The sequence below is a fragment of the Pseudomonas sp. AL03 genome, assembly GCF_029960815.1.
Classification (GTDB): Bacteria; Pseudomonadota; Gammaproteobacteria; order Pseudomonadales; family Pseudomonadaceae; genus Aquipseudomonas.
This window is the reverse complement of record NZ_JASBRE010000042.1, coordinates 1-17,502: the sequence shown is the minus strand read 5'-3', so window position 1 is coordinate 17,502 and position 17,502 is coordinate 1. Positions and strand designations below refer to the sequence as shown.

Sequence of the window (17,502 nt, the reverse complement as noted above, 5' to 3'; positions counted from 1 at the left end):
TGGATCGCTTACCGTGGATCGCTTACGGTATACTTCGTGGATCGGATACCTTAGAAAGATAGGGAGCACAGCACCTGTCAGGATGTCGAACTCATTGCGCAAATACGTTAGTCACTTCAAAAGCGCGTGGTATATTTCGCTGTACGACTTAACCATATCACCGGCCTTGAAATACTCTTCATAACGCTTTAGAGCATTCTCCCCCATATTGGCGGCTCCCAATGGATCATCCCAGAGCTTCTTCATAGCGCTTGCGAGAGACGCACTGTCTCCAGGGAGTGCCACACAGCCTGTTTCACCTTCGATATTGATGTACGTCGTACCCGTTCCAATTTCGCAGGAAATGAGTGGTTTTCCATACATCGCACCTTCCAGTAGAGAAATCCCGAAGGCTTCGGACCTGAGGTGAGAGGGAAATACCAACGCGAAACACAGGGTCATCAGTGCGGCCTTGTCACTGTCGGGCAAGGCGCCGACAAAAAAGACATTATCCAGGTTCGCCTCTTTAGCCTTCTGTTTCAGCGCCATTTCCATGGGCCCTTTGCCCATGATCACGATAGGCAGCCTAATCTGCTGCGCCGCTTCCAGAAGAAAATCAAGGCCTTTGTAATAACGAAGCGCCCCGACAAAAAGGAAAAATCGCTCACCCACCGCTTCCCGCCAATGAGCCAACAATGCATCAGTCGCCACAGGGTATGTATTGCGATCTATACCGATAGGGATGACCTTAACCTTATCTACGTACTTACCCAGTATCTCGCTACTTGCAACATAGTTGGGTGAGGAAGCAACGATTACATCCACACTTCGAAGAAACGCGTGCAACAGTGGATTATACAGACGGAGCAACGACTGCTGTTTCACGATATCCGAGTGATAAGTAACAACGGTCGGTTTTTTGACTCTGGTTAGAAAGTGCACCATATCCATAAACGGCCACGGAAAATGGTAATGGATAATGTCAGCTTGCTTTGCGAGCTCGTAGAAATCCTTGATCGCACCGATTGAAAAGCCAGTAGAAGCGATCTGAAAATTCTCATATGACCGATGGGCAAGATGATGTCCGAGCCGTTCGTTGCGCATGGCGCCACGGGGACTAAGGTAAAGAACTTCAGATTCGATACCGTGCTGCACCCCACCCTCAGCGAGCTGAAAGATCACCTGCTCTACCCCGCCCATGGTGTCTGGGTAGTAAGTCTTGAAAAAATGCAGGATTTTCAATGTTTACGCCCCAAAAACTTCGCGGGAACTCCCACGTATGTACCGGCCGCTTCCAGGTTGCGATGAGCACATGCCCCAGCGCCCAGCATGACATCGTCTGTCACCCGAAGTCCGTCGATCACTGTTGAGCCCGCCCCCAGGAAGCAGCGATTACCTATACGGCTTCGGCCAGCAACTACAGCGCCTACGGAAATGTGGTTGTAGTCACCCACCACACACTCATGCTCGACAATCGCGCCGGTGTTGATAATACAACCGCGTCCGACGGTAGCCATCGGCCCAACATGAGCGTGATGAGCAATAAAGGTCCCCTCACCGATTTGGGCACCGACGCCAATGGTGGCGCTGGGAGATATGAGTGTCGCTAAACGCCATCCCTGCTGACTGACCCATTCGCACTGCTCTATTCTCTTTTTGTTGTCGCCAGCCGCGGGAATGACTGACCAATCTGCGGGTAATTCAAAGTCTACAGACGCTTTCACTGGAAACGAACAAAACGATTCATCTGGTTTGGCGTTGGCGTCGATAAAGCACAACTGCGTTATCCCCGATGCAAGTGCGATGTCAGCCACACTCCGGGCATGACCACCAAACCCCAGAATCAGCATTCCTGTGATTGAAGTCATGGCTGGGCCTCTAAAGGGATACAGTCGCCTACAGAAATGGCTTCAAGAACAGTGATGTGCTCATTCACAACATCCGTCCAGGTACGCCGAATCAGGCGCTGATAGATGTTTTTCTGCAGCACAAGAAGCTCCTCTCGATGAGAAAGAGCCCATTCAATGCGGCGAGCCATATCTTCCCAATCATACGGGTCAAAAAAAGTCGTATCTTGAAGCTCTGGCTGATCAAGTATTTCCTCAGTAACCGCGATTCTAGCCATGACCACCGGAGTGTCGACAGACAGAGCCTCAGTGAAAGTGAACGGGCAACCCCCTTCGCTCAGACTAGGATTCACTGCCAGATCCGCCAATTTGTAACAGGCAGCCAGTTCCTGCACCGTCAAACCGTGCAAGCATAAAACATCATTCTCCAAACCGTGTTCGGCAATAAACTTTTTAACCGAGGGATAACGCTCGGGATCACCGGTTAACACCAGTTTATGACTGACATATTTTTTTCTTAAAAGAAATTCGTATGTCCGCAACAACATCAATAGGTTTTTGTTTGGCCTAAACTGGCTTGCATAAAATATGAATTTGAAAGAGGCATTTGCAAAACCTACCGTATAGTTCTTGTTGGAAGATTTACGCATCGCACTAGCGAGAAGTGTTTGTGAATAATGGAGTGAGGTGGCTTCCAGATCCGCAAACCCTCGGGTTGTTACCCACTGGTTTAGCATATTCGGCGCATGATGAATCACCGACACATTAGAAGCACGTATCGAATACTGATCGACCAGTGTCTCCCACTTGATCGCGTTGCTATAAGTGACGTAATGCTGGCCCGTTTGGATCGATCTGCGAACATCCTCATAGGTCTGCAAAAAGCGCTCGCCTCCCACATTTGAGAACCCGACAGGGAAATCCGATAGCACCACATCTGGCACACACATCAGGCGTGGACGATCTATTTTATTGAAGGCTGGCCAAAAAGCAGTGGGACTGTACCAAGCCTTCACATCAGCCAGACTATCTATCAAGTGGAGCATCCGCTCTGACTCAATTCGCTCCATTCGCTTATAGAGTCGAAAAATGAAGGCGTCGTCTTTCGGCTCCCCGACAGCCACTCGAGCGCGTGATATATAGCGCCGAAAAGGTCGTGTCGATGCTTTTAAAACAAACTTTAATTTTATGAAAAAAAGAACAACCAACGCCAAAATAATAATTGGACTAAACAGGATTAGAAGGCTGGCAAGAAAAACCCCTTCTATAAACAATAACGCCAAACCTGAGTAGGAGTTGGTCGTGACCAATTGTTGTTCAACGTGATCAATGGCAACTTTTTTAATCGTTGAGAACGCGCTGGAAATTCTTTTGAATATACTCGGCCTGCGTTTTCGCTTCTTTCTAGCGATGTACGCCTCGTAGACGCGCAACACCATCGGCTTTTTCGAGGGAGAAACTACTTCAAAGCACTCTTTAGAGACGCCTTCACTGTGAAATAGATCTTCAAGTCCCTCTTTTGACCAACTTGGGCATACCAGTACGAAACGTACATCTTCTCGATCCTCTGCCCCCTTCAGAAAGGCAGCCAGGTATCTACCCAATCCTTCATGACGGAGATCTAAACCCGGTGCGTAGGCCAGGTAGATACCATATTTTTTTATAGACACTCTCGTATGACTCCCCAATATTGTGCCGCCAACTTCTCAACGCCTTGTTCTGCCAATACCTCAGGCGATGGAAGCAGGGCCTTCTTGGACAAGTAAGTCAATTCCATTTCTTTAAGCTTATGCGCCATCTCTTTATAGTCGGCGGCATTCATCCACGTCAACTGCAGTGAAAATTGAACATCCATTTCATGCATAGCCGGATAATTACTACTCAACGCTGGGACGCCTAAACTAGCGGCTTCAACAACACTGAAGGATCCGTTGTCAATTTTACCTGCGTGCCACAGAAATGTAGCATTCGCCAAAGCACAGCGGTATTCAAAGTCAGGAAGCTCACCAAGCCATTTCACTTTTTCCCTTAATGCTTCGCTTTTACTAACGAGAGCAGACAGGGCTTGAAGGTGCGGCACATCACCCTCTAAAAGGTTTCCAGTATTCACCCCCGTCACATGACAGGAGAACTGACCGTCCAGAGCTTCGTAATAAAACTTTAGTGCTTTTAGTGCGTTCTTATGATTCTTGTGCGCAGCGGAATTAGTTGTCCACAAGAAATACGACTGGTCGGGCGCCGCGAACATTTCAGTTTCAATTTTTGAGAAATCGGGAGCGAGCATGGGAACTTTAGCTATCCGACCTACTTCAACGCCGGCATACTGAATGGCGTCCTGTTTCGTAAACTCAGTCGTTACTAGTAGTTTCTGTGCCCTGCGCACGGCACTGATAAAGTGTTCATCTCCGCTTTTGGAAAGGACCTTTTCATACCGTTGAAGATAGTCATAGACCATGAAAATGCATGGCCGCAGAGGTACTAAGGGCGCTTGCACACGATCAGATACTATGATCCACGCATCGCAGTCCAGAAGTTGTTTGATACCATCATCCGGGACAACATAACTTACGGAGTCCGGTTCCCAGCCGTCGTGACCTGCATATCGCATCGCTCTCCGTGCTGTTTGCGCATCAAGGGTTTTCCAGTGAAAAGTGCGCAGCTGAATTCTCTCATCCTGATCGGAAGGATCTTCTGCCTCATCGTCAGCAGACTTCAAATGCAAGAGGACAACGTCGACATCTTCTCCCCACTGCCTGCTCCCTTCATGCAAAGCTTCCGCTAGCAGATGGGCACCACGAAGGCTCCCCCCTCGATATTCGACTGGGACTACCACTGCGATTTTCTTGCGTTTGACTGGGCGCTGGCTTTGTTCCAAGCGGCTGACTTCCAGCTCTTGCAGGATTTCATTGAAACTGCTTATCCAAGCGGCTTCACAGCTCTCTGCGCGCATGGGCTCCAGCAGCACCGCCTGACTTCTACGGACTTGCTCAATAAACTTCGTGTCATCATTCAAGATGCGACGAACTTTCTCTCTCGCTTCTTTGACAGACTCGCATCGACCAGGCAGGGTGGCTCCACCCATGCGATCCAGAATGCCGTCACTCATGAAGATCAGTGGCATACCGGCGCGAATGGCTTCGAAGGGGTGATAATGAATATGGTTAGGTTCGCTTGAATGATAAAACATCACTCGCGACTCTCTCATATTAGTTTCATGCTCTTCGTTGGTGACAAATCCCAGTACATTAGGATCATCCACCTCTATAGGCTGAGAACCGCCGATTTTGTATGGCAATCCCTGCATATCCGAAATAAAATCTGCATATACTTTTTTATAGTAGCTACTAAAACCAATATCCGGACATACGAAAAAAATATGCTTCTGCCTGCCGTTCCAGATGTCATTGATCGTACAGTTACTCAGGCCTAGCGGCAAAAATGCCTTTCGCCTCTGGAGGTACATGGGTTCAGAGTCGGCAAGATGCTCATACGCGATACCCAACCAAAGGCGTCGGCCAAGCTTCTTCACTGACTGTGTACCTAACGTTAAGACTTTAACGACTTCTGAGTAACTGAGTGTTTTATCCAGTCCATAAGCACGCCAAATAGCAGCACCGGTGAATGATCGTGAAACCTCATTCATGAAGCCTTTTGAATGGCAGATAAAAAAACAAATATCGAAATATTTATTGGCTATGTCCCAGGCTTCTTTCGACGGTGACACATACCAGTTCTGCTGATTTAGTACCTCTAGATCTTCAACAGGAATAGTAAGGTTCGCATCCTCCGAATGATCTATGCTTGCCGAACGAAAACCGATTTCCTGTGGAAATGACTTTGGCAGAAAAAATTCTTTAACCCCCAAGGTTTTGAGCATTTGAAGCTCGAATTTACGAGCTGCGCCATGGTTCAGCAGCCACATCACACGAAACGGTTTAGTTTGCATCAGCAAGTCCATTTATCTTCTTGTATTCAGCTATCGCGTCTGTTATTTCACCGTCGAACAACAACTCGCCATGATGAAATACCAAGCCCCGGGTGCAGATGGATTGCAAAGCACCGAAGTCATGAGAGGCCAGCACGAGTATTTCAGCCTTTTCGATCAGACTGGTAATACGTACTTTAGCCTTTGCCATAAAGTTGGCATCGCCCGCACCAATAACCTCATCCAGCAACAGAATATCGCCACCGACCGTGGTTGAGATAGCAAAAGCGAGTCGTACTTGCATCCCGGCAGAGTACGTTTTAATCGGGTAGTCAATGAACTCGCCCAGATCGGCAAACGCTACGATTTCGTCGATCTTCTCTCGCATGAACTTAGGAGACAGGCCTAGCAGCAGGCCACGGTAGAGAATATTCTCACGTCCCGTCGCGTCCGGTTCGAATCCCAAGCTCAGGTCAAACAGGGAGCGAACCTGGCCTTGTACATCGAGCTCGCCGCTGGAGATTGGATACAGGCCGGCAACCGTCTTGAGGAATGTGCTTTTACCCGCGCCATTATGCCCAAGAAGCCCCACACGCTCACCGCTGACAATTTGAACATTTATGTTCTTGAGCGCGTGAATATCGGCCACGTGGTTATTGGCATCTTTTTTTGAGAATATATTGGCCATCAATGACTTTAATGAACGCTCCTTATAAGCCGCGGCCGCGTAGTGGAGATTTACGTTCTTTACATTGATCTGATTGATTTTATTCATTCTCATAGGTAAAAAATCACCTTCCGCTCTGCTTTGTAACCAACATACATCGCGATTAGACCAAAGAACAAAGCAGTCCCTAAACTAAAAGCGTAGTTTGCGAGAGTTGGCCATTCCCCTTGCAGCAGTGGCGCTCTAAACAACTGAAGAATGTGATAAATCGGGTTGTAATCAACCAGAGCGTGCAACCCGCCGTTTTGAAACATTTTCGCTTCAAAGTACACCGGAGACACGAACCATAATGATTGCATCACCAGCCCAAGCGCGTGGGGAACGTCGCGAAACCGGGCACTGATGTAGGAGAGAAGTGTCGATACAGGCCAGGCTATCAAGGCAACGACGGGGAATATCGTTAGCGTCGCCAACCAACTCCATCCGAAATTCTGAGGCATCATGATCAACACCCAGAGATAGAGTGAAACGCTGGCCAACATGAGCACGATTGAACTACCGAGCACAGTTCGCAAGGTATAAATTGCCAAGGGATGATTACATTGTTTAATGTAGGCATCCGCTTGAACGAAAGACAATGAGCCACCAATTGTATTAGCGGAGATGAACTCCCACACGACTATCCCGGAGAGAACATAAGGGGCGTAGGTTAATACATCCGTATTGAACAGTTTGCTAAATACCAGCGTCAGGAGCACGGTCATACCCAATGGCTGAATAATTGACCACGTCACGCCAAAAAAAGACCTGCGCCAGCGGGAGCGCAAATCAGCTAGAGCAAGATGTACCCAAAAGTATCGAGCAGCCCAAACGCGAGAAAAATACGAAAACATTACTTCCCCTGAATAATTAAATTCGAAAGCCTGGACATTATTCGTCCTCTTTGAATTTTTATGAGAATTGAGGCTGTTACCAGCCTCAATCCCAACGCAACATCAGCTGGCAAAGTAAGATCGAATTTCTTCTACTACTTGCTGCACCTGCTCGCGGCTCAGCGTCGGATAACTCGGGAGGTTCATCCCTCGTGAGCTAAGGTCCTCGGCTACCGGAAAGGTTTCATCCGTCTTGCAATGCGGCATGTGGTGAGCAGGAGCGAACAGAGGACGTGTCTCAATGCCCTTGTTCTTCAAATGATCGCGCAATGCCTGACGCTGGCTCGGATCATCCAACAGCACCGAGCACATCCAGTAGGAGTGACGTGTACCGGGTTGCTCTGCATGCATCTGCAGCGGAAGTCCTTCGAGCGCTTCGCGATACCAGTCCGCTACCTGCCGCTTAAGCGCGATGATCTCGTCTGCACGTTCCAACTGGGCAAGGCCAATGGCTGCGCAGATGTTGGTCATCCGATAGTTGAACGCCAACTCGTCATGCCAATACTCGCGGGTCTTGGACACGCCCTGGCTTTTGAGGTGACAGGCTCTCTCGTGAATGTCCTTGTTTTTGGACACGACCATCCCACCCTCACCGGTGGTAATGGTCTTGTTTCCAAAAAAGCTGAACGTAGCGACATCGCCAAATGTCCCTACATGCTGACCGTTGTACAGAGAGCCGAAAGCTTCTGCACAGTCTTCGATCAGCAGCAGGTTGTGCTCTTTACACAGAGCGACGACCTCATCCATGTCACACGACAGACCGTACAAGTGCACGACCATGACGGCTTTGGTTTTCGGCGTGATGCGGCTGCGGATGTCTGCAACGCTGACGTTCCAGGTATCAGCCAGGGATTCAGCGTAAACGACGCTGGCCCCGGTTTGCATGATGGTGTTGACGGACGCCACGTAAGTGAGCGTCGGAACAATCACCTCATCGCCAGGCCCAAGCCCTAGAGCGGCCATTGCCAAGTGCAGGGCAACGGTGCCATTGCTCACTGTGGTCGCATGTTCCGCACCAATGTATCGGGCAAACTCGCTCTCAAAGCGGGAGATAAACTCTCCACGGGAGGAAATCCAGGTCGAATCAAGACACTGGTTTACATATTCCTTTTCGCGTCCGCCCAGAAAGGGCTGATATACCGGAATCATCACAGCCCCCTTTATTCCTGACCCTTGAAGTATTTAAAGCCGTGTTCAGCGACCAGTTTGTCACGCTTGGCTTCATTCATGTCTTCACGCATCATTTCTTCTACCAACTCATTGAAGGAGGTAGTGGGTACCCAGCCTAATTTGGCTTTGGCTTTGCTTGGGTCACCCAACAGCGTCTCAACTTCGGCCGGACGGAAATAACGCGGATCGACGGCAACGATACATTTGTTGGTAGCGACGTCGTAACCTTTCTCGTCTACGCCCGTACCTTCCCAACGAATCTTGATATCGATTTCCTTCGCTGCAACCTCAACAAACTCCCGAACCGAATGCTGCTCACCGGTCGCGATCACAAAGTCTTCCGGAGTTTCTTGTTGCAGCATAAGCCATTGCATTTCCACGTAATCACGAGCATGACCCCAGTCACGTAGGGCGTCCATGTTCCCGAGGTACAGGCAATCTTGCAGATCGATCTTGATACGTGCCAGGGCGCGAGTGATCTTGCGGGTGACGAAGGTTTCACCGCGGATGGGCGATTCGTGGTTAAAGAGAATACCGTTGCAGGCATACATGCCATAAGACTCACGGTAGTTCACAGTGATCCAGTAGGCGTACATCTTGGCGACGGCATAAGGGGAACGCGGATAGAACGGCGTGGTTTCTTTCTGTGGAATTTCCTGAACCAGACCGTACAGCTCGGATGTGGACGCTTGATAGAACTTGGTCTTTTTCTCAAGACCAGCGATGCGGATTGCTTCAAGGATGCGCAGCGTACCCATGGCATCAGTATCAGCAGTGTATTCTGGCGATTCAAAGGAAACCGCAACGTGGCTTTGCGCCCCGAGGTTGTAGACCTCATCTGGTTGAACTTCTTGCACGATACGAATCAGGCTACTTGAATCGGTCAGGTCGCCGTAGTGCAGCTTGAGATCATAGCCTTGGTTGTGCGGGTCGTGGTAGAGATGGTCAATACGCTGAGTATTGAACAGGGAGCTACGGCGCTTGATGCCGTGTACCGAGTAACCTTTTTTGAGCAGGAACTCAGCGAGGTAAGCACCATCCTGACCAGTAATACCCGTAATCAACGCTACTTTCTTGTCGCTCATTTTTTCACCATTTTGAATTAATCAATCGAACAGTAAGTCTCTAAAATAGACTCAACTCGTTGCTGCCCTTCACTGTCCTTCTGGAAGTGAGAACCGCTTTGTCATTCCATATATCTACTGTTCAGCAGTTCCTCAATTTCTTTAACCTTTACCGCTACCAGCTCTGGGTCTCTTTTACTTTCCACATTCAACCTCAACAAAGGTTCTGTGTTTGAACCTCGCAGATTGAATCGCCAGTCGGGAAACTCCAGACCGACGCCATCGGTTTGATCGAGGTGAGGCCCTTCAGGTAAATAATGTGCCAGGACCTCCTTCAGCGCCGCGGATACATCGTTTACCCGATAGTTGATTTCGCCACTACATGGATAGGCGGCAATACGCTCATCAACAAGCTGGGCTAAATTTTTTCCCGAGGCAGACATCAATGCGGCCACCAGCAGCCAGGGGATCATGCCGCTGTCACAATAGGCAAAATCCCGAAAGTAATGGTGAGCACTCATCTCACCGCCGTAGATTGCATCCTCCAGACGCATGCGCTCTTTGATGAATGCGTGCCCGGTCTTGCATTGTACTGAAACACCGCCCGCCAATCGAACCTGATCGATCGTGTTCCAGGTCAACCTTGGATCATGGATGATCTTTGAGCCAGGGTTCTTCTTGAGCAGCATTTCAGCCAACAGGCCGACCAGGTAATAGCCCTCGATGAAGCGGCCGTTCTGGTCGAAAAAGAAGCAGCGATCAAAGTCGCCATCCCACGCGATACCCAAATCGCAGCCGTCCGCCAACAACGCTTGACGTGTCAGCGTACGGTTTTCTGGAAGTAGCGGATTGGGCACACCATTGGGGAAGTTGCCATCGGGTTCTGCGTTGATGACTACCCATTCGAAGGGCAGTTTTTTGATCAATTCCTGCAACACAGGCCCGGCAGCGCCGTTGCCCGGGTCGGCCAAGATTTTCAGCGGTTTGAGATCTGCAACATTGACGTAACTGAGTAGGTGCTCGATGTAGGCCGTCTTATCCAGCTCGAATCGAACTTCACCAAGAGTGATAGCCAGAGTGCCTAAATCACCATTTTCCACGCGATCACGTATGGCATTGAGCCCGGTGTCGCCACTGATAGGCCGGGACTCGGATTTCACAAGCTTCATCCCGTTGTAACCCTTGGGATTATGGCTTGCGGTGATCATCACTCCGCCATCCGCCTTGAATGCGCTGGTGGCAAAGTAGACCTCTTCGGTGCCGCACAAACCAATATCGATGACATTGGCACCGGCCTCAAGCAACCCACGTGTCATCGCCTCTGCCAGCATCGGGCTTTCGAGCCGCATATCCCGCCCCAGCACAATGTTTTTGCCTTGCAACTCGACAACCATGGCCCGGCCTATCCGGTAGGCCACATCGGCATTGAGATCGGACGGTACTTGGCCACGAATGTCATACGCTTTGAAACACTGGGTTTTGATCGGGGTAGTCATACCGCTCTCTTGCTGAGGTATGTGGAAGCAAGGCCGATTGACGGCTCTGCTCTCTCATCAGAATGGAAATGCGTCAGGAACAGGCCAAATGCAAAAAAGCCTGACCGGTGGAAACCCACCGATCTGGCTTACAAATGCGCCGGCGCTGTTACTTATCGACGCGACCGTAAATATCGTCGAAACGAACGATATCGTCCTCGCCAAGATAGTCGCCACTTTGCACTTCAATCATCACCAGGTCGATAACTCCCGGGTTCATCAAGCGGTGCTGATGGCCGGCACGAATGAAGGTGGACTCATTGGTGTTCAACATCAACTCCTGTTGGTCGTTGATGACCTTAGCCATCCCGCTGACAACGATCCAGTGCTCGCTTCTGTGGTGATGCATTTGCAGGGACAGAGACGCCTTGGGCTTCACCACAATGCGCTTGATCTTGAAGCGCTCGCCATTTTCCAGCGTCGTGTAAGTGCCCCAAGGGCGATGCACGGTGCGATGGAGCAAATGAACCGTGTGACTGCAGGCCTTGAGCTGGCTGACGATATGCTTCACGTCTTGGGCGTGGTCCTTGTGGGCAATCATCACCGCGTCGGGCGTGTCGATGACCAGCAAGTCCTCGACACCGACCAGCGCGGTAAGCCGACTTTCACTGTTTACGTAGTTGTTGCGAGAGTCGTGGGACAACACCTCGCCTTCAAAGCGGTTACCGTTCTCGTCTGGTTCGGTCAGCTCACTGACAGCGTTCCAGGAACCGATGTCACTCCAGCCGATGTCACAGGGAACAGTCGCGACTTTGGAGGAGCGTTCCATCAACGCGTAGTCGATGGAGATATCCGGCACCTCAGCGAACGCATCAGCATCGAGCGCAAGGCAACGGTACTTGGTGGATGAAGTAAGGCGCGATGCTTCGATCGTTTTGCTGACTGCTTCCACTACGTCCGGAGCATGCTGACGAAGCTCTTCGAGGACAGTACCCACCCGGAAGCAGAACATCCCGGAGTTCCAGTAGTAGTTACCTGCGCTGACATACGCTTGAGCGGTGTCAAGATTAGGTTTTTCGACAAAGCGCGCTACTTTCAGGCCGCCCTTCAGCGGGGCATCTTTTTGCGCTTCGATGTAGCCAAATCCGGTTTCAGGGTACGTCGGCTGAATACCGAACGTTACGAGCCAGCCGTCGGCGGCAAGCGTCATCGCACTGGATACGGCCGCAGCAAAGGCTTCTTCGTCTTGTATCAGATGGTCAGCGGCCAGTACCAGCATTTGGGCGTCGGGCCCATGTGTGGATTCCAGCTGAAGCGCGGCGGCTGCGACGGCCGCAGCGGTGTTACGACCGAAAGGTTCCAGAATGAAGCCTTGAGCGTGCTTAGCAGTATTGACTGCGCCGTACTCGTCTTCGGTCTTGAACAGGAGTTCCCGGTTGGTCACCGTCAGAACTTCCACTACACCTTCCAGGCGCGAAGCACGAAGGAAGGTTTTCTGGATTAGATTCTGGCCATCTGGCAGTTCCATAAACGGCTTTGGATGGGCTTCACGAGAAACAGGCCACAACCGGCTGCCCACTCCGCCAGACAAAATTACGGGAATCAGTTCCATGCTCTAAATCCTTAATCCCCCCTTCTGGCAGATACGTCCAGAAAGTGGGGCTCAGTTATGTTTTCCGGTCATTCCTGCACCGTGATCGATGCAAACTCTTTGCTCGAAGCGATTGCAAGGGTGACAGCTCGACTTCGATCCAAACCCATCGGCTTCTATGCCTGGCGCCTCCCGAATTGATGCCCTCTACCACTTATCGGATCTTCCTGCCGGCTAACGCTTTTTATGAAAGGAAATCTCGACAATGGCGCCCATCCTTTGAAAGGAAAAGCGGGTCAATTGAGATTGAGATGCAATGCTGAACGGGATCAGATAATTCTGTCGGTCATTCTACAAGGTAGTACCGCGAATTAATAACTCATGCGCCGACCGGAGATAAAAAATCATTTGAAAACAAGCAATTGCACGCCATCAAAATTACATCAACCTCCAGCACCGATCAAATCTCAGCGATCATGCGTCTCCAGCAGTTTCTCCAGGTAGTGACCATAACCTGTCTTTCCAAGGCGCTTAGCTTGTGCTGACAGCTCGGCTGCAGAGATCCACCCGCTGTTGTAGGCAATCTCCTCCAGGCAAGCCACCTTCAAACCTTGGCGCTTCTCGATGGTATGCACGAAGTGGCTAGCCTCAAGCAGCGAGTCGTGAGTCCCGGTATCCAGCCAAGCGAAGCCGCGACGAAGCATTTCGACTTTCAGGGTCTTCTGCTCAAGGTAAGCACGGTTCACGTCGGTGATTTCAAGCTCGCCGCGCTCGGACGGCTTGATGCTCTTGGCGATCTCGACAACCTGATTGTCGTAGAAGTACAAACCGGTTACCGCATAGTTGGACTTGGGTTTCAGCGGTTTCTCTTCGATGCTCAGCACCCGACCGGTTGCGTCGAATTCCACAACACCGAAACGTTCCGGATCAGACACGTGATAGCCAAATACGGTCGCACCGTGAACTTGATTGTTGGCGGAACGCAAGTGGTCCGTGAAGTACTGACCATAGAAAATGTTATCACCCAGAATCAGACAGCAAGGATCTTTGCCAATGAACTCTTCGCCGATAATGAAGGCTTGCGCCAGGCCGTCTGGGCTAGGCTGTTCGGCGTAGGTCAGTTTGATACCGTACAGGCTGCCGTCTCCCAACAACTTGCGGAAGTTCGGCAGATCCTCAGGCGTGGAGATGATCAGAACTTCACGCATGCCCGCGAGCATAAGCACCGACAAAGGATAAAAGATCATCGGCTTGTCGTAGATCGGCAGCATCTGTTTGGACACGCCGAGGGTTAACGGATGCAGGCGCGTACCCGAGCCGCCGGCGAGGATGATGCCTTTACGATTGGTCGTGCTCATTTATTCAGAACTTCCCTAAGCATTCGGGTTACGCCACTTTGCCAATCCGGCAAGTGTAGAGAAAAATTGTCACGTAGCTTCTGAGTATTTAAACGCGAATTCAGAGGGCGGCGCGCCGGTGTTGGATAAGCGATCGTTTCAATCGGATTGATCGCCGTTACGGCAAGCTGCTCGCCGTTGGCTTGGGCGAAGTCGATCACATGGCTAGCATAGCCGTGCCAGGACACTTCACCACTGGCCGCCAAGTGATACAGGCCTGCCAATTCGGGGCGCTGCATGACTTGCTGAATGGCCAACGCAGTCACGTCGGCAATCAGGTCAGCACCTGTTGGAGCTCCGACCTGGTCGGAGATTACGCTCAAGGTTTCTTGTTCCTTGGCCAGACGCAACATGGTCTTAGCGAAGTTGTTGCCACGAGTGCCATAACCCCAACTGGTCCGGAAGATCAGATGTTTGCAGCCAGACGCGATTATCGCCTGCTCGCCAGCCACTTTGCTGATGCCGTAGTGATTCACGGGTGCGACAGCATCTGTCTCCTGCCATGGTGTCGAACCCTGGCCACTGAAGACATAGTCGGTCGAGTAATGAATCAGCCAGGCGCCCAAGGACGCAGTCTCCTCAGCCATGACCTGGCATGCTTGTCCGTTCACACGGTCGGCCAGCTCGGTCTCGGACTCGGCTTTATCGACGGCAGTGTACGCCGCAGCATTAACGATGACGTCGGGTTTGACCTGGCGAATCGTCGCACGCAATCCGTCGAGGTCAGACAGGTCACCGAACAAACCATCGACCGCGTGACGATCCAGGGCGATCAACTCACCAAGCGGCGCGAGGGAGCGTTGCAGCTCCCAGCCCACTTGGCCGTTTTTTCCCAGCAGGAGGATTTTCATGACTTGCTCGAGCGATCTCCGTAGTTCTGGTCGATCCACTGCTGGTAGCTGCCGCTCTTCACGTGAGCCACCCATTCAGTGTTGTCGAGGTACCACTCGACAGTCTTGCGAATACCGGTTTCAAAGGTTTCTTCCGGCGTCCAACCCAGCTCACGCTGAATTTTGCTGGCGTCGATTGCATAACGCTGGTCGTGACCCGGGCGATCCTGAACATAGGTGATCAAGCTGGCATGTGGACGGTGAGCAGAATCGGGACGCAGTTCGTCGAGCAGTGCGCACAGGGTATGCACCACTTCGATATTTTGCTTTTCGTTATGGCCTCCGATGTTGTACGTCTCGCCGATCACGCCGTCGGTCACGACTTTGTAAAGTGCGCGGGCGTGGTCTTCGACGTAGAGCCAGTCCCGGACCTGATTGCCCTTGCCGTAGACCGGCAGCGGCTTGCCTTCCAGTGCATTGAGAATGATCAGCGGGATCAACTTCTCGGGGAAGTGGCATGGACCGTAGTTGTTCGAGCAGTTGGTGACCAGCGTTGGCAAGCCGTAAGTACGGCGCCAGGCGCGAACAAGGTGATCGGAACTGGCCTTGCTGGCCGAGTATGGCGAGCTTGGCTGGTACGGCGTGGTTTCGGTGAAGAGGTCTTCCGGACCTTCGAGGTCTCCGTAAACTTCGTCAGTCGAAATATGGTGAAAACGGAAGTTGTCTTTACGCGCATCATCCAGCGAAGCCCAATAGTGGCGTGCAGCTTCCAGCAGGGTGTATGTGCCGATGATGTTGGTCTGGATGAATTCAGACGGGCCGGAGATCGAGCGGTCAACGTGGGACTCTGCGGCCAGGTGCATGATCGCATCCGGTTGGTGTTCCCCCAGGACGCGATCGATCTGATCGCGGTCGCAAATGTCGACGCGCTCGAACACGTAACGCGCGTTCAGGCTAACTTCGGCCAATGACTCAAGGTTACCGGCGTAAGTAAGCTTATCGACGTTAACGACAGAGTCGGCAGTGTTGGAGATGATATGACGGATGACTGCCGAGCCGATAAACCCGGCGCCGCCGGTTACTAGAATTTTCACGCGAAACCATACCCTTGAGTTACTGACAGGGCCGCCAACCGAGCACTGTCTAATCCATGAATGCAGAAGCCATCAAGTCAGCTGAGGCCTCTGACAGAGTCAGTTTGAACCGACGTGGGCATATGCCACTATCGGACAAGCGCAGCATTTTACAGCTTAATGACGGTTTTACTAATGGATATAGACAAGCTGTGGCTAAAGTTTAGTGCGCCTAACGCATCATGCCGCAATCAGACAAGGCGCTTGCGTGAAACTCTGGACGTACGTCCCAGAAACCAGCCAAGAATCGGCCCGATTACCATCCCAATCAACAACGCAACAACCATGGCCAGCGATACCGGCAGTTGCGGCCCCGCCCAACCCAGGAACAGCAGGGAAACCGATTGTTGATTTTCCAGGACAAACGCCAGAACCGCCAGAATCAGCAACAGGATAACTACGCCAAGGAGTACACGCTTGAGGTTACGCATGCGCCGACCCTTTAGTTATGGAGGTCAAAACCCTCCTCCTCGTCCTCGTTCACCCGATCACGCAGTTCCTTGCCTGGCTTGAAATGCGGCACGAATTTGCCGTCGAGGCTGACGGACTGACCGGTTTTTGGATTGCGACCTACGCGCGGTGCGCGATAGTGCAAAGAGAAGCTGCCAAACCCACGGATCTCGATGCGATCACCGGTGGCCAGGCATTGGGACATTTGTTCGAGCATGGTCTTGATGGCCAGCTCCACATCCTTGGATGAGAGCAGCCCTTGATGGGTGACAATTCGTTCGATCAACTCCGACTTCGTCATATTTTTCCCTTCTTTTTCAAGCAGCTAGATCAGCGCTTCAAAGGTTTTAGCACGCCCGGATCAATTTGAACAGCCCGAGTTTTTGACATTCTTCACCCGCAATGAGATGCCCGCTTCCAGAGCAGCGGAACACTGATCGTGCACTCTCGCACTCATCTACAGATAACCAGCATGGTGCGCGTCAGATAGCCCGCGGGGTTGAAGCCAAAGGGGTACTCATCCTCGTCTTTGGCATCATCGGACCTGGCTACAACTTTGTAGCCCTCCGCCTTGCACTCCTTGTTCGCTCGCTTGCGACACTTCTCCCACCCCGAGCCCAATCCAGAACAATCGATCTCGATGCCACTGACCCCACGCACCGCATGAGTCTTGGCATTAGTGGTACAGCCCGCCAGTGTCAGTACTGCTATTACGACAATGAGCTTGTTCATTCGCTTCCTTAGATCGGACACGCCACCTGACCGTCGTTCGCTTCAGGCTAAAGACTAGCTGTAAATAAACGATTGATCCTGTTAAAGAAAGAGACAGCAAGTCGAGCGCGTTGGTTTCATGGCCTGCCTGTAGCCCGCATAAGTGGCATGCGATTTTGTAGCAGCTGGCGAAGCCTGCGTCCGGCTGCGTCCGGCTGCGTAGCAGTCGTAAATCAGCCAACGCGGTAATCCAGGTAAACCGAGGTGGCAGGATTGACGACTGCTACGCAGCCGAACGCAGGCTTCGCCAGCTGCTATGTATGGACTCGCC

Annotated in this window: 16 protein-coding genes; all 16 read right to left on the bottom strand. The window is 51.4% G+C overall.

Annotated features, from left to right (window positions below):
- Positions 1-111 precede the first annotated feature (111 nt).
- The gene (locus QK293_RS25685; protein ID WP_282382639.1) at positions 112-1,221 is read right to left on the bottom strand and encodes a glycosyltransferase family 4 protein; all 1,110 of its coding nucleotides are present in this window, start codon (positions 1,219-1,221) and stop codon (positions 112-114) included.
- The gene (locus tag QK293_RS25680; RefSeq protein ID WP_282382636.1) at positions 1,218-1,847 is read right to left on the bottom strand and encodes an acetyltransferase; all 630 of its coding nucleotides are present in this window, start codon (positions 1,845-1,847) and stop codon (positions 1,218-1,220) included. Before QK293_RS25680 ends, QK293_RS25685 begins: the two co-directional genes overlap by 4 nt.
- Positions 1,844-3,496 (bottom strand): glycosyltransferase, encoded by a 1,653-nt coding sequence (locus QK293_RS25675; protein WP_282382633.1) that lies wholly within the window; start codon positions 3,494-3,496, stop codon positions 1,844-1,846. Before QK293_RS25675 ends, QK293_RS25680 begins: the two co-directional genes overlap by 4 nt.
- Positions 3,487-5,784, bottom strand: coding sequence for a glycosyltransferase (locus QK293_RS25670; RefSeq protein ID WP_282382631.1), 2,298 nt, complete (start codon positions 5,782-5,784; stop codon positions 3,487-3,489). Before QK293_RS25670 ends, QK293_RS25675 begins: the two co-directional genes overlap by 10 nt.
- A complete protein-coding gene (locus QK293_RS25665; protein ID WP_282382629.1) occupies positions 5,762-6,532 on the bottom strand; it encodes an ABC transporter ATP-binding protein in 771 nt (256 codons plus the stop codon). Before QK293_RS25665 ends, QK293_RS25670 begins: the two co-directional genes overlap by 23 nt.
- Positions 6,529-7,311: an ABC transporter permease gene (locus tag QK293_RS25660; protein ID WP_282382627.1), complete on the bottom strand. Its 783-nt coding sequence runs from the start codon at positions 7,309-7,311 to the stop codon at positions 6,529-6,531. The genes QK293_RS25665 and QK293_RS25660 overlap by 4 nt, the downstream gene beginning before the upstream one ends.
- 102 nt (positions 7,312-7,413) lie before the next feature.
- Entirely contained in the window at positions 7,414-8,499 is a 1,086-nt protein-coding gene (locus QK293_RS25655; protein ID WP_282382625.1) for a DegT/DnrJ/EryC1/StrS family aminotransferase, read from the bottom strand.
- Positions 8,500-8,510: 11 nt separating this feature from the next.
- On the bottom strand, positions 8,511-9,605 hold the full coding sequence (gene gmd, locus QK293_RS25650) for a GDP-mannose 4,6-dehydratase (protein WP_282382624.1): 1,095 nt from the start codon (positions 9,603-9,605) through the stop codon (positions 8,511-8,513).
- Positions 9,606-9,706: 101 nt separating this feature from the next.
- Positions 9,707-11,080, bottom strand: a complete 1,374-nt coding sequence (locus QK293_RS25645) for a phosphomannomutase (RefSeq protein ID WP_282382622.1) — start codon at positions 11,078-11,080, stop codon at positions 9,707-9,709.
- Positions 11,081-11,228: 148 nt separating this feature from the next.
- Positions 11,229-12,671 carry a mannose-1-phosphate guanylyltransferase/mannose-6-phosphate isomerase gene (locus tag QK293_RS25640; protein ID WP_282382620.1) on the bottom strand — a complete coding sequence of 481 codons (1,443 nt, stop codon included), beginning with the start codon at positions 12,669-12,671 and terminating at the stop codon, positions 11,229-11,231.
- A gap of 446 nt (positions 12,672-13,117) precedes the next feature.
- Positions 13,118-14,008 (bottom strand): glucose-1-phosphate thymidylyltransferase RfbA, encoded by an 891-nt coding sequence (rfbA, locus tag QK293_RS25635; RefSeq protein WP_282382618.1) that lies wholly within the window; start codon positions 14,006-14,008, stop codon positions 13,118-13,120.
- Positions 14,005-14,898 (bottom strand): dTDP-4-dehydrorhamnose reductase, encoded by an 894-nt coding sequence (rfbD, locus tag QK293_RS25630; RefSeq protein WP_282382616.1) that lies wholly within the window; start codon positions 14,896-14,898, stop codon positions 14,005-14,007. The genes rfbA and rfbD overlap by 4 nt, the downstream gene beginning before the upstream one ends.
- Positions 14,895-15,971: a dTDP-glucose 4,6-dehydratase gene (gene rfbB, locus QK293_RS25625; protein WP_282382614.1), complete on the bottom strand. Its 1,077-nt coding sequence runs from the start codon at positions 15,969-15,971 to the stop codon at positions 14,895-14,897. The genes rfbD and rfbB overlap by 4 nt, the downstream gene beginning before the upstream one ends.
- Before the next feature lie 230 nt (positions 15,972-16,201).
- Positions 16,202-16,441 (bottom strand): LapA family protein, encoded by a 240-nt coding sequence (locus tag QK293_RS25620; RefSeq protein WP_282382612.1) that lies wholly within the window; start codon positions 16,439-16,441, stop codon positions 16,202-16,204.
- An 11-nt stretch (positions 16,442-16,452) separates the two neighbouring features.
- A complete protein-coding gene (ihfB, locus tag QK293_RS25615; protein WP_282382610.1) occupies positions 16,453-16,761 on the bottom strand; it encodes an integration host factor subunit beta in 309 nt (102 codons plus the stop codon).
- 152 nt (positions 16,762-16,913) lie between these two features.
- On the bottom strand, positions 16,914-17,192 hold the full coding sequence (locus tag QK293_RS25610) for a hypothetical protein (protein WP_282382608.1): 279 nt from the start codon (positions 17,190-17,192) through the stop codon (positions 16,914-16,916).
- Positions 17,193-17,502 lie beyond the last annotated feature (310 nt).